At 65.4% G+C, this 22,907-nt stretch carries 20 protein-coding genes and 1 tRNA gene; 9 read left to right on the top strand and 12 right to left on the bottom strand.

Going from position 1 to position 22,907, the window contains the following annotated elements; translation table 11 throughout:
- Positions 1–49: 49 nt before the first annotated feature.
- The 6 genes from HGB41_RS08275 (at position 50) to HGB41_RS08250 (ending at position 6,954) form a co-directional block, all read left to right on the top strand.
- The gene (locus tag HGB41_RS08275) at positions 50–1,270 is read left to right on the top strand and encodes a BaiN/RdsA family NAD(P)/FAD-dependent oxidoreductase (RefSeq protein ID WP_171083022.1); all 1,221 of its coding nucleotides are present in this window, start codon (positions 50–52) and stop codon (positions 1,268–1,270) included.
- Between the two features lie 108 nt (positions 1,271–1,378).
- On the top strand, positions 1,379–1,591 hold the full coding sequence (gene rpsU, locus HGB41_RS08270) for a 30S ribosomal protein S21 (RefSeq protein ID WP_005665410.1): 213 nt from the start codon (positions 1,379–1,381) through the stop codon (positions 1,589–1,591).
- Between the two features lie 139 nt (positions 1,592–1,730).
- A complete protein-coding gene (locus HGB41_RS08265) occupies positions 1,731–2,180 on the top strand; it encodes a GatB/YqeY domain-containing protein (protein ID WP_171083019.1) in 450 nt (149 codons plus the stop codon).
- Positions 2,181–2,461: 281 nt separating this feature from the next.
- A complete protein-coding gene (gene dnaG, locus HGB41_RS08260) occupies positions 2,462–4,255 on the top strand; it encodes a DNA primase (RefSeq protein WP_171083017.1) in 1,794 nt (597 codons plus the stop codon).
- A gap of 291 nt (positions 4,256–4,546) precedes the next feature.
- Entirely contained in the window at positions 4,547–6,739 is a 2,193-nt protein-coding gene (gene rpoD / locus HGB41_RS08255; RefSeq protein WP_371868486.1) for an RNA polymerase sigma factor RpoD, read from the top strand.
- A gap of 136 nt (positions 6,740–6,875) precedes the next feature.
- Positions 6,876–6,954: transfer RNA gene (locus tag HGB41_RS08250), tRNA-Ile, on the top strand.
- A 236-nt stretch (positions 6,955–7,190) separates the two neighbouring features.
- Here the strand turns inward: HGB41_RS08250 and HGB41_RS08245 are convergent.
- The 5 genes from HGB41_RS08245 to HGB41_RS08230 form a co-directional block, all read right to left on the bottom strand.
- Positions 7,191–7,769: a porin family protein gene (locus tag HGB41_RS08245; protein WP_171083013.1), complete on the bottom strand. Its 579-nt coding sequence runs from the start codon at positions 7,767–7,769 to the stop codon at positions 7,191–7,193.
- A 227-nt stretch (positions 7,770–7,996) separates the two neighbouring features.
- Positions 7,997–8,170 carry a hypothetical protein gene (locus HGB41_RS23440; protein ID WP_229422914.1) on the bottom strand — a complete coding sequence of 58 codons (174 nt, stop codon included), beginning with the start codon at positions 8,168–8,170 and terminating at the stop codon, positions 7,997–7,999.
- Positions 8,151–8,303, bottom strand: coding sequence for a hypothetical protein (locus HGB41_RS23435; RefSeq protein ID WP_229422912.1), 153 nt, complete (start codon positions 8,301–8,303; stop codon positions 8,151–8,153). Before HGB41_RS23435 ends, HGB41_RS23440 begins: the two co-directional genes overlap by 20 nt.
- Positions 8,304–8,679: 376 nt before the next feature.
- Positions 8,680–9,534, bottom strand: a complete 855-nt coding sequence (locus HGB41_RS08235; RefSeq protein WP_171083011.1) for a pirin family protein — start codon at positions 9,532–9,534, stop codon at positions 8,680–8,682.
- A 43-nt stretch (positions 9,535–9,577) separates the two neighbouring features.
- On the bottom strand, positions 9,578–10,225 hold the full coding sequence (locus tag HGB41_RS08230; RefSeq protein WP_171083008.1) for an FMN-dependent NADH-azoreductase: 648 nt from the start codon (positions 10,223–10,225) through the stop codon (positions 9,578–9,580).
- Positions 10,226–10,338: 113 nt separating this feature from the next.
- On the opposite strand from HGB41_RS08230, the gene HGB41_RS08225 reads away from it, so the two are divergent.
- The 3 genes from HGB41_RS08225 (at position 10,339) to HGB41_RS08215 (ending at position 12,893) form a co-directional block, all read left to right on the top strand.
- Positions 10,339–11,256, top strand: coding sequence for a LysR family transcriptional regulator (locus tag HGB41_RS08225; protein ID WP_171083006.1), 918 nt, complete (start codon positions 10,339–10,341; stop codon positions 11,254–11,256).
- 299 nt (positions 11,257–11,555) lie between these two features.
- Complete coding sequence (locus HGB41_RS08220; protein WP_171083005.1) at positions 11,556–12,179, top strand: TetR family transcriptional regulator; 624 nt, start codon at positions 11,556–11,558, stop codon at positions 12,177–12,179.
- Positions 12,180–12,290: 111 nt separating this feature from the next.
- Positions 12,291–12,893 (top strand): TetR/AcrR family transcriptional regulator, encoded by a 603-nt coding sequence (locus HGB41_RS08215; protein WP_171083001.1) that lies wholly within the window; start codon positions 12,291–12,293, stop codon positions 12,891–12,893.
- Between the two features lie 70 nt (positions 12,894–12,963).
- Here HGB41_RS08215 and HGB41_RS08210 read toward each other — a convergent pair whose 3' ends face one another.
- The 7 genes from HGB41_RS08210 to HGB41_RS08180 all read right to left on the bottom strand — a co-directional run bounded on the left by HGB41_RS08210 (position 12,964) and on the right by HGB41_RS08180 (position 22,841).
- On the bottom strand, positions 12,964–14,064 hold the full coding sequence (locus HGB41_RS08210; RefSeq protein WP_171083000.1) for a transporter: 1,101 nt from the start codon (positions 14,062–14,064) through the stop codon (positions 12,964–12,966).
- A 67-nt stretch (positions 14,065–14,131) separates the two neighbouring features.
- The gene (locus HGB41_RS08205) at positions 14,132–15,799 is read right to left on the bottom strand and encodes a bifunctional 3-(3-hydroxy-phenyl)propionate/3-hydroxycinnamic acid hydroxylase (RefSeq protein ID WP_171082998.1); all 1,668 of its coding nucleotides are present in this window, start codon (positions 15,797–15,799) and stop codon (positions 14,132–14,134) included.
- Positions 15,796–17,736 (bottom strand): acyl-CoA synthetase, encoded by a 1,941-nt coding sequence (locus HGB41_RS08200; protein WP_171082996.1) that lies wholly within the window; start codon positions 17,734–17,736, stop codon positions 15,796–15,798. The genes HGB41_RS08205 and HGB41_RS08200 overlap by 4 nt, the downstream gene beginning before the upstream one ends.
- 9 nt (positions 17,737–17,745) lie before the next feature.
- Positions 17,746–18,765, bottom strand: a complete 1,020-nt coding sequence (locus HGB41_RS08195; RefSeq protein ID WP_171082994.1) for a quinone oxidoreductase family protein — start codon at positions 18,763–18,765, stop codon at positions 17,746–17,748.
- Positions 18,762–19,718 (bottom strand): fumarylacetoacetate hydrolase family protein, encoded by a 957-nt coding sequence (locus tag HGB41_RS08190; protein ID WP_171082993.1) that lies wholly within the window; start codon positions 19,716–19,718, stop codon positions 18,762–18,764. Before HGB41_RS08190 ends, HGB41_RS08195 begins: the two co-directional genes overlap by 4 nt.
- 45 nt (positions 19,719–19,763) lie before the next feature.
- Positions 19,764–20,906 (bottom strand): VOC family protein, encoded by a 1,143-nt coding sequence (locus HGB41_RS08185; protein ID WP_171082991.1) that lies wholly within the window; start codon positions 20,904–20,906, stop codon positions 19,764–19,766.
- A gap of 99 nt (positions 20,907–21,005) precedes the next feature.
- Positions 21,006–22,841: an AI-2E family transporter gene (locus HGB41_RS08180; protein WP_171082989.1), complete on the bottom strand. Its 1,836-nt coding sequence runs from the start codon at positions 22,839–22,841 to the stop codon at positions 21,006–21,008.
- Between the last annotated feature and the right edge of the window lie 66 nt (positions 22,842–22,907).

Here is a 22,907-nt window from a genome sequence, read left to right as displayed (position 1 = left end):
ACAATGCCCGGTTTGGCGATTTCCCCGCCAGCGCAAGGACACGGCAAGCATGGCAAAACAATATGATGTGGCAGTAATCGGTGCAGGCGCGGCCGGCATGATGTGTGCGGCGGTCGCCGCCCGGCGCGGCAAAAGCGTGGTGCTGCTCGACCATGCAACAAAGCTGGCCGAGAAGATCCGCATCTCGGGCGGCGGTCGTTGCAATTTCACTAATATCAACGCCGGCCCGGCCAATTTCCTGTCGCAGAACCCGCATTTCTGCCGTAGCGCCCTGTCGCGCTACACGGCGCAGGATTTCCTCGACCTGGTCAAGAAATACCGCATTCCCCACCACGAGAAGCACAAGGGCCAGCTGTTCTGCACCGAGTCGTCCGAGCACATCATCGCGATGCTGCGCGCCGAATGCGATGCGGGCGAGGTCAGCTGGCGCATGCCGTGCAAGGTCGGCAGCATCGAGAAGACCGAGAGCGGTTTCCACATTACCGCGGAAGGTGGCGACATCGAATGCCACAGCGTGGTGATCGCTACCGGCGGCCTGTCGATCCCGAAAATCGGCGCGACCGATTTCGGCTACCGCATCGCCACCCAGTTCGGCCTTGGGATCATCGAGCCGCGCCCGGGCCTGGTGCCGTTGACCTTCGATGGCCCGAGCTGGGAAGCGTTTGTTCCCTTGGCGGGCATCGCGCTGGAAGTCGAAGTGAGCACCGGCAGCGAGGGAAAAGGGAAGGGCGGCAAGGCGAAGGCTGGCGGCCATTTCCGCGAAGACCTGCTGTTCACCCACCGCGGCCTGTCCGGCCCGGCGATCCTGCAGATTTCGAGTTACTGGCAGCCGGACACCCCGATCGTTCTGAACTTGCTGCCCGACCTGGACGTGGCCGAGGAACTGATCGGCGCCAAGACCACGGTGAAGAAGCAGCTCGGCAACGTGCTGTCCGGCTGGCTGCCGGCGCGCCTGGTCGAGGGCCTGCTCGCGGCCAACGGCTTCGCAGCGGACGCCCGCCTGGCCGACATGCCCGACGCCAGGCTGCGCAAGCTGGGCGACGCCATCAACCGCTGGGAAATCATCCCGGCCGGCTCGGAAGGCTACAAGAAGGCCGAAGTGACGCTGGGCGGCGTAGATACCCGCGAACTGTCCCAGCAGACCATGATGGCCAACAAGGTTCCGGGCCTGTATTTCATCGGCGAAAGCGTCGACGTGACCGGCTGGCTGGGCGGCTACAACTTCCAGTGGGCCTGGGCCTCCGGCTTCGTCGCCGGCAGCAGCGTCTGAGGCTCCGATCTCATGTGGCAATTGCGGAACACGTTGATAAACCCTTCCACTGATCCGCAAACAATGCTAAACTTTCGTTCTTCATAAATCCAACGGTTTCATTTTTACATGACCACTATCCGCCTTAAAGAAAACGAGCCGTTCGAAGTCGCAATGCGTCGCTTCAAGCGCACTATCGAAAAAACTGGTCTGCTGACCGAACTGCGCGCACGCGAGTTCTACGAAAAGCCAACCGCAGAGCGCAAGCGTAAGCTGGCCGCTGCCGTGAAGCGCCACTACAAGCGCATCCGCAGCCAGCAACTGCCTAAGAAACTGTACTAAGACGGCACTGCCGGCTTGATCCGGTGACAGACGCTGTCCCGGCGAGTCGCTGAGCGTCCGCAAGCCCGCTCCGGTTGTTACCGCGGCGGGTTTTGTTCGTTTATACCCATCGTTATTACCTATCCCTGACGGAGATCCCATGAGCCTGAAAGCACAACTGACCGAGGACATGAAGGCCGCCATGCGCGCCAAGGAAAGCGGCCGCCTGAACACCATCCGCCTCATGCTTGCCGACATCAAGCGCAAGGAAGTGGACGAGCAGATCGAGCTGGACGACACCCAGGTGCTGGCCATCATCGAAAAGATGATCAAGCAGCGCAAGGATTCGATTTCGCAGTTTGAAGCGGGCGGCCGTGCCGACCTGGCCGATATCGAAAAAGCCGAGCTGGTGATCCTGTCGGCCTACATGCCGGCCGGCCTGTCGGACGAAGAAGTGGCAACCGAAGTCGCCGCCGCCGTGGCCGCCACTGGCGCTGCCGGCCCGCAGGACATGGGCAAGGTGATGGGCGTGCTCAAGCCGAAGCTGGCCGGGCGGGCCGACATGACCGTGGTGTCGGGGCTGGTGAAGAAGGCGCTGACTGGCGCCTGATCGGTTTGCCAGCGTTCGTTGACCGCGTGGGCAAGGTAATTCACGCCAATGGCGTGAATTACGCATTGCCCACCCTACGGAGTGCGGCTTTTCGTAGGGTGGGCGGGTCTCCCGCCCGCGCGTTCAACCGGCTCATGCTTTGCTCCACCGCGTGATTTTTCGCACTGTGCATCCACGCCACACGCCAACTCCACCGTGGCAATTGCCTTGTCATAAATCAATTTGCAGTCAGCGCTGCGGTATAGTCTGATCTGAGCTTAGACAAACACTGAGTACCTCTAGTGATTCCGCAATCCTTCATTACCGATTTGCTCAACCGTGTCGATATCGTCGATATCGTGGGCCGTTACGTCCAGCTGAAAAAGGGCGGCGCCAATTACATGGGGCTGTGCCCGTTCCACAACGAAAAATCCCCCAGCTTCACCGTCAGCCCGACCAAGCAGTTCTACCATTGCTTCGGCTGCGGCGCCCACGGCACCTCGATCGGCTTCCTGATCGAATATTCCGGCATGGGCTTCGTCGATGCCGTCAAGGACCTGGCCCAGGGCGTGGGCATGGTGGTGCCGGAGGCCGACGACAAGATCCCGCCGCAGCAGCGCGCCGCCCAGCAGGCCCAGTCGCTGGCCATGACCGACGCGCTGACCCAGGCCTGCACTTTCTACCGCGCCCAGCTGCGCGAGGCGCCCAACGCCATCGCCTACCTGAAGAACCGCGGCCTGACCGGTGAGGTCGCGGCCCGCTTCGGCATGGGTTACGCACCTTCGGGCTGGGACAACCTGCGCTCGGTCTTCCCCGACTACGACGCGCTGGCGCTGGTCGAGTCCGGCCTGGTGATCGACAAGGTCGATGAAGACGGCGGCAACAAGAAGCGCTACGACCGCTTCCGCGAGCGCATCATGTTCCCGATCCGTAACACCAAGGGGCAGGTGATCGGCTTCGGCGGGCGCGTGCTCGACAGCGGTGAACCGAAATACCTGAACTCGCCGGAAACCCCGCTGTTCCAGAAGGGCCTGGAACTGTACGGCCTGTTCGAGGCGCGCCAGTCCATCCGCGACACCGGCTATGTACTGGTGACCGAAGGCTATATGGACGTTGTCGCACTTGCCCAGCTCGGCTTCCCGCAGGCCGTCGCCACGCTCGGCACCGCCTGCACCAGCACCCACGTGCAAAAGCTGCTGCGCCAGACCGACACCGTGGTCTTCAGCTTCGACGGCGACAAGGCCGGCCGCCGCGCTGCGCGCCGCGCGCTGGAAGCCTGCCTGCCGCAAGTAACCGACGACAAGACCATCAAATTCCTGTTCCTGCCGCAAGAGCACGACCCGGACAGTTTCGTGCGCGAGCGCGGCGGCGACGCCTTCGCCCAGGAAATCAACGAGGCGATGCCGCTGTCGCAATTCCTGCTGCGCGAAGTCACCACCGAGCACGACCTGAGCACACCGGAAGGCCGCGCCCATGCCCAGTTCGAGGCCAAGCCGCTGCTGCAATCGATGACGCCGACCGCGCTGCGCCTGCAGATCGTGCGCGGGCTGGCCAGCCTGACGGAGTCAACCCCGGCGGAGCTCGAGGCGTTGTTCGAATTATCCAAGCCGGTATCGGTCATCCGCAAGGCGCCGCCGCGCCAGGGCCGGCCCCAGCCAGTGGGCTTGCCCTTGCAAATGCTGCGCATTCTCGTGTCGCATCCGCACCTGGCCTTGCTGCTGGACGAGACCATCCTGCAGTCATTCGACTTCCTGGGGCAGGACGATGCCGACAGCTTGCGTTACCTTGCGAGCGTGGCGCAAGCGCTTGGAGAACACGGAAATTTTGCTGCACTGTCGCAACAACTCAAGGAAGTGACAGGGGAGTACGACAGCATCATTTCGGAAATCGCCTCAGAACCGGAATCGGATCTCGATGCCGATCGAATCTGCCTGATGAGTGCTGTGCGCCAAATTAAGGTTGACACCTTAAAGAAGGAGCTTAACCAGTTGTCTTCTTCCGGCATGACCCCAGATCAGATAACGCGCTACCGTGAAATCGCCGCCGAACTGGACGCCCTGGACCGCGAAGCCGTAGCGGAAAGGGCGCCTCGCTGACCCTGCGCCACATAGTGCTGGAGGGCAGGTTTCACGACTGGAAAAACTAGGGGTGCGTGCTATAATAAAACGCTAACTATTGCAACCTTTGAAACCCTTTTACGTTTCAAGGGGGTGTGGATTTAAGGTTAGCAAGGCAACGGAAGTTGCTTGCAGGGTGATGTAAGGTAACAAGAAAGTTTATCTTTAACCATCGTAAAGTGTGAGTCGTCCGTGACTTCGAAAGCGCCTGTGCCAACCAAGAAACCCGAAACCAAAGTGGCTGTAAAAACCACGAGAGCGTCCGCCACGGTGGACAAAGGTCAAGACACGGCCGAGGTTCGTACGGCGAGCCCGGCACCGGTCAGCCAGACGACCGATGCGGCCGCCCTGGCCGCGATCGACACGTCCGGCTATGTCCTGCCATCCGTCAAGGTCCCGGGACGCCGTGGTCGCAAGCCGAAGGAATTCACGCCCGAGAACGAGGAGATCGCCGCCCTCAACGCGGTCGAGCGCGCCGAACTGAAAGCCGCCGACAAAGCCAAGGCCAAGGACCGCAAGGCCAAGGAAAAAGCGCTGCTGAAAGACGCCTTCTCGTCGGACACCGAAGCGAGCGAAGAAGAGCTCGAGATTCGCCGCAACAAGCTCAAGGCCCTGATCAAGTCAGGCAAGGAGCGCGGCTTCCTCACCTATTCCGAGATCAACGACCACCTGCCGGAAAACATCGTCGATCCGGAAGCGATCGAAGGCATCATCGGCACCTTCAACGACATGGGCATCGCCGTCTACGAGCACGCCCCCGATGCCGAGACCCTGCTGCTGTCCGACAATGTCGCCACCGTCACCAGCGACGACGAAGCCGAAGCGGCCGCCGAAGCGGCACTCTCCACCGTCGACTCCGATTTCGGCCGCACCACCGACCCGGTCCGCATGTACATGCGCGAAATGGGCTCGGTCGAGCTGCTGACCCGCGAAGGCGAAATCGAGATCGCCAAGCGCATCGAAGACGGCCTGAAGGACATGATCCAGGCCATCTCGGCCTGCCCGGTGACGATCGCCGAAATCATCGACGCCGCCAGCAAGATCGAAAAAGACGAAATCAAGATCGACGAGATCGTCGACGGCCTGGTCGACCCGGACGGCGACGAGCAGACCCCGCCGGTCGCCCCGCCTCCGGCCGCGAGCGACGACGACGACGAAGAAGAAGACGAAGAAGAAGCCGCCGAGGAAGAGGAAGAAGAAGCCGCCAGCGCCTCCGGCGCCGCCGGCTATTCGGCCGAACAGTTAGAAGCGCTGAAGCAATCGGCGCTGGCCAAGTTCAACCACATCGCCCAGCAATTCGACAAGATGCGCAAGGCCTTCGAGAAGGATGGCTACAACTCGAAGGCCTACGTCAAGGCGCAGGATGCGATCTCCGACGAGCTGCTGGGCATCCGCTTCACCGCCAAGGTGGTCGAGAAGCTGTGCGACACGCTGCGCGGCCAGGTCGACGAAGTGCGCCACATCGAGAAGCAGATTTTAGATGTTGCCGTGAACCGCTGCGGCATGCCGCGCGCCCACTTCATCAAGGTCTTCCCGGGCAATGAAACAAACCTGGAATGGGTCGACGGCGAAGTCAACGCCGGCCACGCCTACAGCGCCATCCTGGGCCGCAATATCCCGACGATCAAGGAACTGCAGCAACGCCTGATCGACCTGCAAGCGCGCGTGGTGCTTCCGCTGCCGGACCTGCGCAACATCAACCGTCAGATGGCGGCCGGCGAGATGAAGGCGCGCAAGGCAAAGCGCGAGATGACCGAGGCCAACCTGCGCCTGGTGATCTCGATCGCCAAGAAGTACACCAACCGCGGCCTGCAGTTCCTCGATCTGATCCAGGAAGGCAATATCGGCCTGATGAAGGCGGTGGACAAATTCGAATACCGCCGCGGCTACAAGTTCTCGACCTATGCGACGTGGTGGATCCGTCAGGCCATCACCCGTTCGATCGCGGACCAGGCGCGCACGATCCGTATTCCGGTGCACATGATCGAGACGATCAACAAGATGAACCGCATCTCGCGCCAGATCCTGCAAGAGACCGGCGCCGAACCGGATCCGGCCACCCTCGCCATCAAGATGGAGATGCCGGAAGATAAGATTCGCAAGATCATGAAGATCGCGAAGGAACCGATTTCGATGGAGACGCCAATCGGCGACGACGACGATTCGCACCTGGGTGACTTCATCGAGGACAACAACACGCTGGCGCCGTCGGACGCCGCGCTGCACGCCTCGATGCGTGGCGTGGTGAAGGACGTGCTCGATTCGCTGACCCCGCGCGAAGCCAAGGTGCTGCGCATGCGCTTCGGTATCGAGATGTCGACCGATCACACGCTGGAAGAGGTGGGTAAGCAGTTCGACGTGACCCGCGAGCGGATTCGCCAGATCGAAGCGAAGGCGCTGCGCAAGCTGCGCCACCCGTCGCGTTCGGACAAGCTGAAGAGCTTCCTCGAGGGGAGCAGCTGAGGCTTGGCTGCACATGCTGGTAACTGAGGCTTGACGTACCTGTACTAATGGCAATATCCTCTCGCCACTCTGCTCCACGGTTCCGCACCGCAGGACGCAAGTGGCGAGTGTTGTTTCTGCCACAGTCCCGATTTCTGGGCCTCTAGCTCATGCTTGGTTAGAGCAGCGGACTCATAATCCGTTGGTGCCGTGTTCGACTCACGGGAGGCCTACCAAATACCGCAAGATCAAGGGGTTACGATATGTCGTAACCCCTTTTTTGTTTGTGCTGAGAATGCCGCTGCAACGTCAGCGTGATGTGCGATATGAGGTTGGTGACCGCGTTTTCAGGCAGGGATTGACAGCCTCGAAGGCAGTAACTTGGAAGGGCAGGGGAATTGCCGTACCTGCGGCAGCAGGTACGGGGGCAGGCCAGGCATGGCGCCCATCCAGCCGGATCATTCATGCGTGATCAGAAACTGTATTTTACGCCGACGGTGACGACGTTGGCCTTGGCGCCATAGTTTTTGCTCTTGCCGTAGCGCTCATATTCAGCGACAGCAGCGATGTGCGGGTTCAGCTTGTACTCGACACCCAAGGCCGCATATGCGCCCGTGTCGTGGTCCTTGATGTTCAGGCCGAGGTTCGCCTCGATCTCGCGTTCGCTGTAGCCCACACCCAGCTTGCCGTAAGCCGAGAACTGCTGGTTCACCGGAACGTTGTACTTGGCCGCCACGTACGCGCCATAGCCCTTGGAACTGCCGTTGACAGTACTTCCATTGACCCGGTAGCTGAAGTCCGCGCTGCGGAAATCTGTATAACCTGCTTCCACACCCAGATTCGGGGTGAATTCAAAGCCGCCGAACACCTTTCCCGATGCCTTCCAGCCATCGCTGTCCAGCTTCGTTCCTGCAATATTGCCCACCGAATAAACATGGTCCGCGCTTGCTGCGCCGAAGCCGATATAGGGACGTCCGGTGTTGCCTGCCTGGGCTTGCGTTGCGCTCACGACCGCAGCGCCTGCGATCAGGGTGTGAATGACCTTTTTCATTACCAATTCCTTTCGTTTTCTACGCTTTTTTCGCAATGCTCAATCGATTGCGATGGACAGATAATATCACAACGAAACCGAACGGTACAGTTTAGTTATAAATGTTGTGCGGTCGCGGTGGCATTTCGAAACGCGGCCCATCGCCCAACAGTAATCTCGCAAGGCCGCACTCCTCGGCCCGTGGGAGGTACGGCGCAGGCGAGATCATGCCTCTGACAGCGGCCCAGCTACCGGTCTGGCTCGAGTTCGTCAGCATACCCATACGAGGTGGCCAGCAGCACCTGCCCCCGGCATTCGCCGAAGCCGATGCGCGCGTATCCGTCGCGCTCGCACCACCCATACATGACCGCCGTGTCGCCGTCTTCCAGGAAGGTGCGTGATTCACCGTTCGGCAGTATCACAGGCTTTCCTACCGCCTTGGCTCAGTTCGAGCAGGCAGCCTTCCTCGCCAAGCGTCGGGCCGGACTGCGTGCCTGTGCCGAGCAGGTCGGCCGGACGCAGGTTGCAGCCGCTCTGCGCATGGTGGATCACCATCTGCGCCAGCGTCCTGTAGGAATGCCGGCAGCTGGAACGGCTCAGCCGCATCGCCTCGTTGCCGCTCTTTTAGTGGTCAGCCACACTTCCAGCTGGATATCGAAACCACCGTGCTCGGGGGCATCGGGCGGGGCGGCGATAGGCAAGGGTTTCCGGGTCGCCGTCTTCCCGCAACGGCGTGCAACGGAACGGCGCCAAGGCTTCTAGCGTGACGATCCAAGGGATATCGTGGTCAGGAAATTTTTCGCATTGAACGGACCGAGCGGCAGCGCTTCCCAGAGAAAAGCCTGCCAGCGCCAACCGACTCGATCGGAGAGATATCGAGCTTTGCGGTCAGTCCATAGCTGATCTGACCGAGGCGGATGCTGGTATTACCTCACAGGCCGAAATGCTCACCTTGGGCGCGGAACTCGGCAAAACCCGCAATCAGCTCCGCGTCGGTGTTCATCACGAACGGTCCCCGTGCGGCGACGGGCTCGCCAAGAGGCTTGCCGGCATAAAGCAGCGCCAGCAGGCCTTGGTCGCCGCCGGTCAGCGTGAGCCTGCTCGGCTCGACACAGGGCGTCAGCCAGGCAAGGTCACCTTTCCCGGTGTGAGCCCCCGATATCCCAAGGGCACCACTGCCCTCGACCACGACGACGAAGCCGTTGTAGCCGGCCGCAAGATCCTGCTCGATGCGAGCACCAGGCTGGAGGCGGATCTCGACCATCGTCACTGGGGCGTAATTTTTGGTGGGCGAAGTCACACCGGCTGAGCTCCCGGAAAAGACGCGCACCTCGGCACCGTGCTCACGTCGCACTGGGACGGTGTCAGCCTGGAGATGTTGATGACGCGCGGGCACGAGCTTGTCCGCACTGGGCAGGTTGACCCATAGCTGGAGGATATGAGCAAGCTGGCCGTCGGCGGGCTGTTCGTTGTGAATCAGGCCGCGCCCCGCCGTCAGCCACTGGACGTCGCCAGGGTTGAGACGTCCTTTGTTTCCATGGTTGTCGTAGTGCTCGATCGCACCCGCAATCACGTACGTCACCGTCTCGATGCCCCGGTGCGGGTGACGGTCAAAGACGTTCTCAAGGAACCAGTCCTCCACCAAGAGAAGAAACGGATCGCTTCCAACCCAGTCCCCAGGCGGAACGAGGGGACGCAGCCGATGCTTATCGGACATCCCGATTTGGATCTCGGGACGATCGATCCGTGCCACGTCCCGCTGAACTTGTCTGTTAATGGTAGACATGTGTCACACCTGAATAGGGCTGTTTTATGGCGCCGCTACCGTCTCAGGCGACGACTTCTGCCATTGCGTTGTTGGCGGACTGGCCCGTTTGGGCGCTGATGTCTGCTTCGGCCGCGGCGAGCGCCCTGGCCTTGCCCTGCTCGCCCATGGCCAGCCCCTCGGCGCGCACGAAGCGTACATCGGTGATGCCTACGAAGCCAAATACCGTCTTGAGGTAGCTTTCCTGATGATCCACCACTTCGACAGGCAGGCCGGCATACATGCTGCCGCGGGTCGATACCACAATCAGTGTCTTGCCCTTGGCGAGCCCTTCAGGCCCGTTCGGCGTGTACCGGAAGGTGCGGCCAGCCTGCGCGATGCGGTCGATCCAGGCTTTCAGCTGGCTAGGGATGGTGAAGTTGTACATCGGCGCACCGATCACGAGGACATCAGCGGCGAGAAACTGGCTCACGAGGAGTTCGGACAGCGCATTTTCCCGTTTCTGGGCCGGCGTGAGCTGCGCTGCATCGATGCCGAGCTTAAAGCCCAATGAGTCCATGTTCAGGTGCGAAGGGGCGTCCAGCGCCAGGTCCAGGTACTCCACAATGGTCCCCGGGTGGCTGGCGCTCCATGCGGCGACGGTCTTGCTGCTGAGAGCACGCGAAATGGAGGCGGAGCCCAGCGGGCTCGAATCGATGTGTAGCAGCTTCATGGTTTCTCCTGTCGGGCAAGGACGGTTTCCTCGCTCATCGAATAGATTGTGTAGCCGACTCAATGCGCTGATAAGATGGCTGAAAACAATTTGACTGTTCTACTGGTGGAACGATGCACGATTTGAACGACATGGTTTTCTTCGCCGAAGTGGTGGATCGGGGTGGGTTCGCGCCGGCTGGCCGTAGTCTCGGTGTGCCCAAGTCCAGGTTGTCGCGGCGTATCAGCGAACTCGAGGCCCGCTTGGGTGTGCGGCTGCTGCAAAGGACAACCCGCAAGCTGTCGCTCACCGAGGCGGGCGAAATCTATCACCGCCATTGCATCGCCGTGCGCGAGGAAGCAGAGGCTGCCAACGAGGCAGTCGCACGCGTGCAGAGCGAGCCGAGGGGGACCGTACGCGTTACCTGCCCAGTGAACCTGGCACAAACAACCCTCGGCCCCATCCTGCCTCGTTTCATCGCGGCGCATCCGCAGGTACGCCTGGAAATGCAGGTGACCAATCGCGTGGTCGACCTTGTGCAAGAGGGAGTCGACGTCGCGTTGCGCGTACGCTTCAACCCCGACGACAGCGGTAGCCTGGTGGTAAAGAACCTGGGGCGGACATCGTTTGTATTGGTCGCGAGTCCCGAGCTGCTTGAACGCGTTGGCACTCCGGTGTCGCCGGAAGACCTGCACCGGGTGCCGACGGTCGCGATGTCGGCACTGGATGGGCGTACCAGTTGGCCCCTGGCCGGTCCGGGCGGCAGTGACTTCGAGCTGCAGCACCGCCCCGTGTACACGGCCGACGATTTGCTCATGCTGAAACTGGCCGTTTTGCAGGGCACCGGCATGACCGCGCTGCCGGACTACATGTGCATCGACGAAGTACGCCGGGGTCTGCTCAGGCCGGTACTTCCGGGTTGGGCGCCATCCTCGATGCAAGTGCTGGCAGTATTTCCTTCCCGCCGCGGGATGGTGCCTGCCGTGCGGCGTTTCCTGGATTTTCTCGGTGAAAACATCTTCAGCGAGCGTATCGTGGCGCAGGCGGCATAAAGAAATGGTGCCGCTCCCCCGGTCCAGTGGTCGGCTCCGGGAGAAGTTTGCAAGCCAAAACGCGAGACGCGTGCAGCCACAAGGGCCACAAGATCCGTCACAAGGTACTTGACGCGAACGGCCAGACTGTCTAACATAACTAAACCAAACGGTATAGTTTAGTTAAAGCGGAGGGTGCCGGTAAGTGAAGCGGCGCCGACCGTGGTCCGTCATGTCAAGAAAGCAGGTCAGGAGCTCATTGGCGGAGGGTGCGATAGCGAGCTGCGCCCCTGAAACATCGACAGCGAGAAGAGACATCCATGGCCCGAAGATGCAAGGAGGACGCGGCAGCGACGCGCGAAGGCATACTCGACGCCGCTGAACGCGTATTTGCGGGCATTGGAGTGGCCGGCGCCACGCTGCACGACATCGCCATTGCTGCGGGTGTGACACGAGGCGCCATTTACTGGCATTTCCAGGACAAGGCGGCGGTGTTCGATGCTTTCATGTGCGAACGCGCTTCGCTGCCGCTGGACGTCGGCAAGTACCCGTCCGAACCGGTGAGTGCGGCTGACCCGCTCGACGCCCTGCATGCGCACGTGCTGGCCGCATTACGCCGCAGCGCCGGCGACGAGCGCTTGCAACGCATATTTCGCATCGCGATGCTGAACGCCACGATCCTCGACCATGGCGATGCCGCCCAGCGGCGCTGGCAAGAAATCCGGCGCGGCTGGATGTCGTATGCGGAGCGGCGCCTGACGCTGGCCAGGGAAGCGGGGCTGCTCGGGCCGGCAGCCGCTCCACACGCGATAGCACTCGCTATCTGGATCATGATCGATGGCTTGGTGCGCACGTGGTTGCTGATGGACAGGCGCTTCGATCTCGTCGCGCAGGGGGAGTCGACGTTGGCCACCTACATGGCAGGTCTGCGTGCTGCCAGGTAGGGCAGGGGGACGAACAGATGCAGCGGCGAAGGCGCTCCTGCCGCCGTCCGGATCGTGCTGTACTTTGCCGCGCTGTCAACTACACTGCGCGCATCACAACTAGGGCAAACCATGCGACAAAAAACAGAAGCCAAGCGCCAGGCCATCCTTGCCGCCGCCGGCGCGGTATTTCGCGAACACGGTTTCGAAACCAGCTCGGTGTCCGACATCGCTGCGCGGGTCGGCGGATCCAAGGCCACGATCTATTCGTATTTCCCTTCAAAGGAAGCCTTGCTGATGGAAGTGATCCTGTCGGCAGCCGAAACGCGCAGCGTGACCGTTTTCAGCGAGGTGCTGGCGCTGGGCGACGTGGTGACAGGCCTGCGCCGGATCGGCGAGGCGCATCTCAGCTTCATTTCGACGGCGGAAGCCGTGGCGCTGGCCCGGCTGGCCATTACCGCAGGAGAGCGCTCGACCCTGGGCCGTGAGTTCTACACCCGCGGCCCGCTTGTCATGATCGAGAACCTGGCCGCATTCCTGGCGGCGTCGATCGCCCGGGACGAGCTCCGTCCGGGCGATCCGCGGCAGATGGCAGAGAGCCTGAAGGCGCTGTACGAAGCCGGCATCGTGGAGCGGCACCTGCTCGGCGACTTGAAAGGCCTGGAGGGGGTCGACCTTGCCGTCCACGCGGCGCAGGCCGTCGACATCTTCCTGGCCTACTACGGGAAAGCCTGAATCGTCGAGGACTGCTGCTGGCCGCACCAGCCTCCACGTGGCGAGCAGCAGGGCATGCGCGCCGTGCCGGTCAGAATCCCTTGATCAGGCGGACCTGGGTCATGGTTCCCGCCTTGGCGTAGCGCGACGACCTGGTCGAGATCGACTGGATGGTCAGCGCCGCGTCAAGGCCGGGCACCTTGGTCGTGAAGAACGCGCCCGCATTCGTGGAGCGGAACCGGCTTGGACCGAACGGATTGTTGTCGTCGTCCTGGTACTGTTGCACGCGCACCGCGTGCACGCCGACCACCCCGACCGGCGTCATGTAGCCTGCGGCGAGTTCAAGCCCGGCCCAGTTGCCGCTGCGCAGATCGTTGTCGCGGTTGCGCGTGTTCAGGCCGAGCGAGACCTTGGCCGCCAGCGCCACCTTGGGCGTGGGCAGGTAGCCGACCTGCACGCCGGGCCGCAGGGTCTTGAAGGTGCCGGTGCCGATGTCCGGTGCCGGACCGGTGTCGTATTTGCCGGTCGGGAGCACAAGCGAAGCGCCGCCGAGTACCCGCCATTTTTCCCCGATGTATTGCCAGGCCGCGGCCAGCTCGACGTCCCCGATGCCGCGCACTTCGCCGGTCATGGCGCTGCCCTGGGCCGCCAGCGCTCCCTGGTACTGCTCATGGAAACCGGCCTGCACGGCGCCGCTCAGCGTTGCCGGGGCCTGCGGGCTCCATTCCAGCAGCGGCGTCTTCGCATGGGGCAGGATGGTCTGCTTCTTGCGGGCCAGCGGAAGGTCGGCGATGAAGAGCAGCCGGCCGCCGGCATACACGTCGCGCGAGAAATACGCGAGCGCCAGGTCCAGGCGGTCCAGGCTGCCGTGGGCTGGGATGGTCGCGACGTTCGCGCCAAAGCTGGGCGCCATGGCCGCTGGAAGCCCGGCAGGCAGCGCTACCGTGCCGCCGGCGATGGGCTGGGTGAGAGTTTCGCCGTCGCCCCCGGTCACCCGGTCGACACGGACATGGGTGGCGGCCGTGCCGAAGACCCAGCCGGCCTGGTCGGGCGGGGCGAAGATTTCGCCGCCGAGACTGCCGGCAAGGTTATAGCGCGGCTCGAAGCCCTCGGCGGCGCGGGCTGCTTGGATGCCGCCTTGGGCGGCGTACAGGCAAAGCGGGAATGCGGCGTAGCGGATGAAACCGGACATCTTTGTCTCCTCTTCTGGGTTGATGAACTGCGATTCATTTGTCCTGCCGGCTGGTTGCGGCGTGGTGCTAGGCCGCCAGCTGCGGCCCGGCTTCGGCGCGGGCGGCTGCGGGCCGCGCCGCCGGGTCCGGCCCGCCGAGCAGCGTCAATGCTTCGCTCACCAGGCGGTCGAGCTGGTCGAGCGGGCCGTCGTGCATGACCGTGCGGTCCGGACGCAGCACCGCCACCCAGCCCACCGGGGCGGCGTCCGGCACCAGGGCGTCGGTCATGTCTTCCCATGAGCGCGCGACATCTCCTGGCTGGCCGCGATGGCGCAGGTGCAGGATGCGGCCGCCGGCGGCTTCCCACTGCGCCGACAGGCCGGGCGACAGCTGTAGCGCCGGGTCGCAGCCGAAGCCGACCAGCGCCAGCGCCTGCCCGAACACGTCGTCGCTGGGGACGCAGGGCGTGTCCACGCTGCGCCGTACCAGGCCTTGCGGCAGCGGTGCGCCGCGCACCAGGCGGGAGCCGCCCCGGCCCGGGCGGAACAGGCCGCGGCGGAACCGGTTCGGTGGGGTGAACTTGAGGTCCTGGAAGTAGGAACGCGTGAAGGGAATCGCCTGCAGCAAGGCCATCAGGCCATGCACGCCGAAGGCGGCCAGGCGGTTGCGCGGCATCACCAGGCGCCCCATCCACAAGGCCATCTGGATGATCGATTTGGCGTGCGGGCGGCGCTCGGCGTCGTAGCTGTCCAGGATCGCCGGCGCGGCGCGGTCCTGCACGACCCAGGCCAGCTTCCAGCACAGGTTGGCCACGTCGCGCAGTCCGGCCACCAGTCCCTGGCCGACGAAGGGCGGGGTGATGTGGGCGGCGTCGCCGGCCAGGAACACGCGGCCTGCCGAAAAGCGGTCGACGATGCGCGCGTGGAAGCGGTATACAGCGGTGCGCTCGATGGTGGCGCGGTCGGCATCGCACCAGGGAGCGAGCAGGCGGCGGATCTGTTCCGGCCGTTCCATCTGCTCGTGCGTTTCGCCCGGGTGCAGCATGAATTCCCAGCGCTGCCGGTTGCCGGGCGCCGCCATGTGCGGCGATGGGCGGCGCGGGTCGCAGATGAATTCGACGTGGTCGATCGGGACAGGCACGTCGACGGCATCGACCACCAGCCAGTCCTGGCTGAAGGTCTTGCCGTCGAAGGCAATCCCGGCGAGTCGCCGCACGCGCGAATGGGCGCCGTCGGCGCCGACCAGGTAGCGTGCCTCCACCTGTTGCGTACGGCCGTCTTCCAGGAGCAGGGTGGCACGCACGCCGCCGGCGTGTTCCTCGAAGCCGGTCAGCTCGACGCCGAGCGCGGTGTCCACGCATGCGTGCCGGGCGAGGCGCTCGCGCAGGACGCGTTCGAGTTCGGGCTGGAAGAAGGTCACCAGCCGCGGATGGCAGTCGACGTGGCCGGCGGTGTAGGCGCGCGCGTAATTCCCGAACAGCGGCGAATGCATTTCCACTTTCGGCACCGCCAGCGTGGCGAAGGCGCCGTCTTCCAGCCCGGCCATCTGCAGGATGCGCAGCGCTTCGTTGTCCAGCACGATCGCGCGGGGCGCGGTGTAGATCTCTTTCGCCTTGTCGATCGCCAGCGTACGCACGCCATGGCGGCCGAGCAGGTTGGCGGCGGCTGCGCCCACCGGCCCCAGGCCCACCAGCAGCACGTCGACCTGTTGCGGTATGAATGTATCCACGGGTGTCTCCTCCTTTATTGTTGTCATGCGGTCGCGTCCGGGTCCGCTGCGGTGGCAAGTGCAATGGCAAAGGCGCCCAGCACGCGCCGTGCTTCCTCGCAGGCCGCGGGGGCGCCGTGCAGCGTGGCCAGCACGCCATGGCGCGCATCGGCTGCCACCTCGACCCTTGCCGGGATACCGTGCCGGGCCAGGCGCTCGCCCAGCACGAAGCGGGCGGCGCGCATGCGCAGCTCGGCCTTGGCCAGCTTGCCGATCGGCGTCAGCGGCATCTGCGCCAGCACCTCGATCCGCACCGGCACTGCGGCGCGTTCCGGCACCAGGGCGCGCGCCGCCTCCAGCAGTTCCTGCGGCCCTGCGGTGCTGCCCGGTTTCAGGGTGAGGAAGGCGACCGGCAGCTCGCCCGCATGCTCGTCGGGCTGGCCGACCGCGGCCGCCAGCGCCACATCCGGGTGCTTGAGCAGCGCTTCCTCGATCAGCGCCGGATCGATGTTGTGGCCGCCGCGGATGATCAAATCCTTGGCACGACCGGTCAGGCGCAGGAAGCCATCAAGATCGAGATAGCCCAGGTCGCCCGTGTTGAGCCAGCCGGGTGCGAGCCAGATGCCCTCGTTGTCGTGCGCCCGCAGATAGCCAGGGAACACGTTCGGGCCGCACACCCCGATCACGCCGACCTCGCCCGGGGCGCATTCGCCGGCGGCGCGGCCGGCCGCATCGACCTTCCAGATCCGGACCTGCTGGTGCGGCAGGCGCAGCCCGACGCTGCCGGTGCGGCGCGCACGGCTGGGCGGGTTGAGGGTGGCGAGACAGGCGGTTTCGGTCAGGCCGTAGCCTTCGCAGACGGGTACGCCGGTGACCTGCTCGAAGCGGTGGGCGGTTTCGGCCGGCAGCGGCGCGGCGCCGCAGAAGACCTGGCGCAGCGAGCGGATGTCGGCCGTGCCCGGGCCCTCGGCGGCGAGGGCTGCAAGGATGGTCGGGACGGCGCTGAAGCTGCTGGCGCGGAAGCGTTCGGCCAGCGCCCAGAAATGCTTCAGCACGCCCTCGCCGCGATAGCCTTGCGGCGTCAGCATGACTACTTCCCATCCCGCGTGGAAGGCGCCGAGCCCGGTCGCCATCGCCCCGTTGACATGGAACAGCGGCAGGCCGCACAGCACCACGTTGGGTCCCGGCTGCAGCAGCGCGAGCATGCAGGCGACGAAGCTCTCGTTCAGGTGGGTGTGCGCCGCCACTTTTGGCAGGCCGGTGGTGCCGCCGGTGTGGAAGTAGGAGCACAGGTCGGACTCGAGGATGGTGCGTCCGGACACCAGCCGGTCGCTGCGCTCGGCCGCCAGCGCGGCGCTGAATCCCAGCACGCGCACCTCCGGCCGGGCCGGCCGCGGCGCCTGGACGCGCAGCGCCTCGAGCTGCTGCGCGCTGCGGGCGTCGACATAGCTGCACAGGTCGACGGCGAAGATCGAGGTGATCGACGGGCAGCGTTCGGCCAGCGCCAGCGCCTTGTCCCACAACAGCGCATTATCCGGCTGCGGCGCCAATGTCACCAGCACGCGGGCACCGGTCGCATCGATGATGGCCGCGATGTGGTCGATTTCCAGCATCGGGTTGATGGGATTGGCGATGCCGGCGGCCTGCGCGCCCAACAGGGAAAACTGCATCTCGGGCAGGTTGGGCAGCAGCAGGGCGACGGCCTGGCCGGCCGTGACCCCGACCCGGTAGAAGGCGTTGGCGGCCTGCGTGACGCGCTCGGCCAGTCCCTCGTAGCTGAGCGCAAAGTCGCGCGCGCCGGGATCGGCATGCAGCAGGAAGCGCAGTGCGGTGCGCTGCGGATGGCGCTCGCTGGCCAGGCGCAGCAGCGCATACGTGGTGCGCGCTGGCAGCAGTTCGCCCCACGGGGTTGCCTCCACCCGCTCGATGTCGGCAAGCGTGGCGATGCCCTGGCCGGGGTTGGCGCCGTAGTCGGTCTGGAACATGGTGTCTCCTTAGTTCAGGTCGATGTGTTCTTGTGGCAGGAGGATGGCGCGTCCCGGGTCGCGCCGTTCGACGTGGCGGTGGGCCTCGGCCACCTGGTCGAGGCGGAAGGTTTCCACCAGTGCCGGCAGCAGCGTGGCGGCCGATCCGGCCAGGGCCGACAGGGCCGCTGGATCCGGGCGGAACACGCTCCAGGCATAGCGCGCGCCCGGCGGCGCGAGGGCCGCCATCCTGCGCTTGGCCCGCAGCGCGGCCAGGCCCCCGCGCACCACGCCGGCACTGTCGAGCAAGCCCAGCATCGGGTGGACGGTGGTGGCGTGGCCAATGGCGTCTTCCGCCAGCAGGCGCAGCAGTGCGGGCTCGTCGTCCCAACTGGCGAAATTCAGGGTGGCGGCAAAATGCGGGGCCAGTGCGGCCAGGGGCGGGCTGCGCTGGTCGAACAGCTGCCCCGGGCCCGCGCTGCGGCGTCCGCCGCTGGCAGTGATGCGCGCGCCCATCTGCTGCAGCAGCGCGACGGCGATGCGTCCCAGGCCGCCGGTGGCGCCGTGCACCAGCACTTCGCGCCCGGCGGCATTCCTGGGTGTGATGCCGGCCCCCTCGAAGGCGCGCATCACGGTCAGGTAGTTGTAGGGCAGGGCCGCCAGCGTGGCGGCTTCGATAGCGGGCGGGCGCAGCGCCGCATGCACGGCCTTCAGCGCCACATGGGTGGCATGGGTGCCGCGGCTCGATGGCGGGATGGCGCCGAACACCGCGTCGCCTTCGCGCAGGCCGCTCACGCCGCGTCCCACCGCGGCGACTTTCCCGACGAAGTCGTTGCCCAGCACGAGCGGGAGCCGTGCGGCCCCGAGCAGGGACATCAGGCGCCGGCCATAGCCGGCGCGGCGCCGCACGTCGATCGGATTGACCGAGGCGGCTTCGACCTCGACCACGATCTCGCCGGCGCGTGCCTGCGGCCGTGGCAGGGCGCCGACGGCCAGCTGGCTGGGGCCGCCGAACTGGCCGATGGTGGCGGCAAAGCTGGAGCGGCTCATGCTGCCACCACGCGGTTGAGCTGCTCGCCGAGGTCGATCGCGCCGTCTTCGGTGGCGATGGTGGCCTGGATCAGGTCGCCCGGCTGGAGGTAGGCGGGATTCACCAGCCCCTTTTTAATGAAGAGCTTCCACTTGGCCTGCTCCGACAGCAGGTGCTTCATGACCCACAGCACCAGCTTGCCGGGCGCGCGCGCGGCGCAGCCGGCCGGGGTGCCGGTGGCGATCAGGTCGCCCGGCCCCAGGTCGTGCAGGTTCGACAATTCCGTCAGGGTCTGGTGCGGCCTGAAGATCATGTCGCCGCAGAAGGCGTCCTGGCGCGCCCTGCCGTTCACCGACAGCTGCATGCGCAGTTCGGGCCAGCGCTTCCATTCGTCCGGGCTGAGCAAGACCAGGAAGGGGCCGGTCGGACCGAAGCCGCGGTAGCTCTTGCCTTTGTAGAACTGGGTTTGCGGGAGCTGCACGTCGCGTGCGGAGATGTCGTTGACGATCGTGACCCCTGCAAGCCATTCGTGCAGCTGGTCGGGGCCGATGCTGGCCGCCTCCTTGAGCGGGCGGCGCATCACCAGGCCGAGTTCGACTTCGTAGTCGAGCAGGCGCACGTGGGGCGGACGGGCGATGTCGGCGCGGGCCGAGGTCAGGCTCGACGGCGCCTTGGTAAACAGCGTATTGAAACCGATCCGGGCTGGATCCATGCCCGACTCGCGCACATGGCTGGCATAGTTGATGCCCTGGCAGACGAACTGCTGGCCGCCGGTGACGGGCGACAGCAGCACCACGCCGTCGAGCGGCAGGCTGGCCTGCTCCGGACGGCTGCTCCAGGCCTCGTCGAGCCCCTGCTCGATAAAGTCGGCGGTGCTGGCATAACGGCCGGGCAGCGGCGCGATGCGCCGTCCATGGACCACGCCCCAGGCGGCATCCCCTTCATGCTCGTAGCGGACGATCTTGACGGTCATGGTGCTTCTCCTTGTGTTGCAATTGATTGAAAAATGACAGGGCGCCTACAGCCACGGCCGCGGCCGGGCCATGGCGCGGCCGAGCAGCTTGAGGCGGGACAGCGACAGCCGTCCCCCTGCCAGCAGCCTGGCGATCTTGTAGAGCGTGGCGGCATCGCGCTTCACGCCCATCGACGCGGGGACGTCGTCGCCCCAGGCCCAGATGCCTGAAAGCTCGAGCGGCACGTAATGGGTTTCGTGGTCGGCGGTGAACAGGTCGCCATCGGTGTAGTGTTCGAACTCCATGCCGTCCGGGTCGTACCAGTAGTCGAACAGCTGGCTGCCCAGCACGTGGCGGCCGATGCCCCACATGTGCCGGTGGCCTGCTGCGCGCAGCACGTTCTGGCCCTGGCCGAGGGCGTCGAGGTCGACCACTTCGTAGGCGCTGTGTTCGTATTTCTCTTCGAGGCCGCCGGCCAGCACCAGCGAATGGTGGTCGGCCGGCCGCTCGCCCAGGTCGAGCCGGAAGAAGCACAGGTTGGGTGACCCGTCTTCCAGGTACTGGACGTCGGTGGGAATCAGCCCCAGGTGGCGCATGTACCAGTCGGCCATGGTGGCGAAATCGACGGTCTGGAGCACCACGTGGCCGAGCCGTGCGACATGGGCCGGCTCGAGCGGCGGCCGGATGGCCTGGTTGATGCGGGGTGTGGAAACCAGGGTGTTGGCCTGCAGGTGCAGGGGCGCGCGCAGCGGCAGCGGGTCGAGCTGGTCCTGGCCCGCGACCAGCCACACCAGGTTGCCGGCCGGGTCGACCAGTTCGACGCCTTCGCCGCCGCCCGGGACTTCCGAAGGCCGCAGCGGCCGCGCCCCGGCTTCGCTCACCATGCGGTGCAGGCAGGCCAGGCCGGGCACGGTGAAGGCGGCACCGCGGTAGCGCGCATGCTTGCCGCGCCGGGCAAGGTAGAGGCAGGGTTCGCTGCCGCTGCCGCGCATCGACAATACGTCCGCCAGGCGCCTGGCGGGACGCATGCCGAAATCTTCCAGGAAGGCCTGGCAGGCCTCGAGGTCGGGCTTTTCAAACATGAGGAAAGCCAGCGACTGGGCCTTGAGCAGGGCCGGCGGGCGCGCAAGCTTTTGCACAAAGCCGGGGCGCTGGCTTTCCGGATAGGCGACGGGAGCGCGCAGGGCGCCTGGGATTGCATGCGACACGATGTCTCCGAGGTAGTCGGACCGCCGGATAGCGGCCACTCTATTAAACTGACATTATCGTCATAATGAGAGACGTGTCAATTAAAATGTAGGGACTCGTCATCCGGAAAGCGGGCGCGCTGGCGAGACGAAGGCCAGGCCTTCTTCGAACGAGCGCAGGACCATGTCGACATGCGGGGCGATGGCGCCGTGCTGGCTGTCCGGGCCATCGGCCGGGTGGCGGATCGTGAGCACCAGCGCATGGGGCAGCAGGGCGCGCAGGCGGGACACGGCCTCCAGCCACGCGCCGACCGTGCCCTCCAGCGGATAAGGCAGGAATACCGTCGAAACCAGGTCCGCCCTGGCCGGATCGTGTTCCTCGTGGGGGAGTGGCAGCGTCAGGCTGCGTGCGTCGATTCCGGCTTCGCGCAGGGCGCGCGCCAGCAGTTCGCCCAGCAGCTCGTCGCGTTCGAGCGCGAGCCCGGCGCACAGGACGATCGAATGGCGGGGAACGTCGAGCGGGCCTTGCCAGCGCCCCAGGCGCGCCTCGCGCAGCTTGCGCAGGTGGGCGCCGATACTGGCATCGAGCAGCGAGGTGCGGCGGCTGCGCAGTCGCGGCGCCGGCGCACCTGCGCTCGGCGCCATGGCTTCGGCCAGCTCGGCCACCGTGCGGCGGATCAGGGCCTGCTGCAGCGCGTCGATCCGCCCGGCCTGCAGGTCGGCGGCGGCGAGCGCCAGGCCGGGCAGCAGGATGTGGTCGCAATAGCGGGCGAAGCCCGCGCGGCGCAGGAAAGCGCCGGCATCGCACAGGATGGCCCCGGTCTCGCCCGACAGGCAGCGCTGGTAGAAGCGCTGCGCCGCCGTCACGCTGGGCGCCTGTCCCAGCAGGATCGCCAGGGGCTCGAGGGCGCGCACGTAGCGGCCGGCGACGACCAGGCACACGGTCAGCGGCGTCGATACCAGCAGTCCCACCGGCCCCCAGATCACGCCCCAGAACAGCGCAGAACTCACCACCGCCAGCGGCGACAGCCCGGTACTGTGGCCATAGACCTTGGGCTCGATCACATGGGCCACCAGCAGTTCGAGCAGGGCGAACAGCGCCAGGCAGGTCAGGCCCAGGCTCCAGCCGGGATCGACCGCGGCAGCGAACAGGCCGATTCCCATGCCCGCACCGAGCACGCCGAGATAGGGCACGTAACGCAGCACGCCGCTGAGCGCTCCCCATAGCGGCGCATGGGGAAGCCCGGCCATCCACAGGGCCAGGCCGGCGCAAATGGCAAAGGCAGCATTGACCAGGAACTGGGAAAAGAAGAAGCGGGAGACGCCGCGGGTGGCATCGGCCAGCGCCCCGAGGGTGCGGCTGATTTCACGCTGCCCGGCCAGGCGTATCAGGCGGTCCTGCAGCGTTTCCTGTTCGAGCAGGATAAACAGCAGCAGGACCAGCACCAGGCCCGCGGCGCCGGCCGGACGCCAGGCCATGGCGAGTAGCTGCGACAACGAAGGCCCGGCCGGGAGCTGTGGCGCCGCAACTGCCTGGGCCGCCGGTGCGACAGGTCCGCCGGTGCGCGCAGGCGCGTCGGCCAGCGCATTGAAGCCGGCCTCGAGGCGGGCCAGCGGGCGTTCGGCCAGGGCGCGCACTTCGCCGGTCTTCTTGCGGATGGCCTCGTGATAGTGCGGCAATTCGGCTGCAAGCCCGGCCAGCTGCGAGGCCAGCAGCAGGCCGGCGCCGGTCGCGCAGGCGGCGATGCCCGCCAGCGACAGCAGCATGGCGGGCAGGCGCGCCAGGCCCATGCGGCCAAGGCCGCGGATCATGGGCGCGACCACCAGGCTGGCGATGATCGCCAGCGCAGGCGGCTGCAGCACGTCGCGGCCGAAATAGAGAAGGGCAAGCACGCAGCTTGCGGCAATGATCGTGCTGGACGTCAGCCGGCCGCTGGAGGGTACTGCGGAAGACACGGGAACTCCTTGTGGGTGGTAAGGGAAGGCAGGTATTGCCTGGCATCGCCGCCAGGCCTGGACGGC

The sequence above is a fragment of the Telluria aromaticivorans genome, from assembly GCF_013003915.1.
In the GTDB taxonomy this organism is placed as follows: domain Bacteria; phylum Pseudomonadota; class Gammaproteobacteria; order Burkholderiales; family Burkholderiaceae_D; genus Telluria; species Telluria aromaticivorans.
This window is presented reverse-complemented; position numbering and strand designations above follow the sequence as displayed.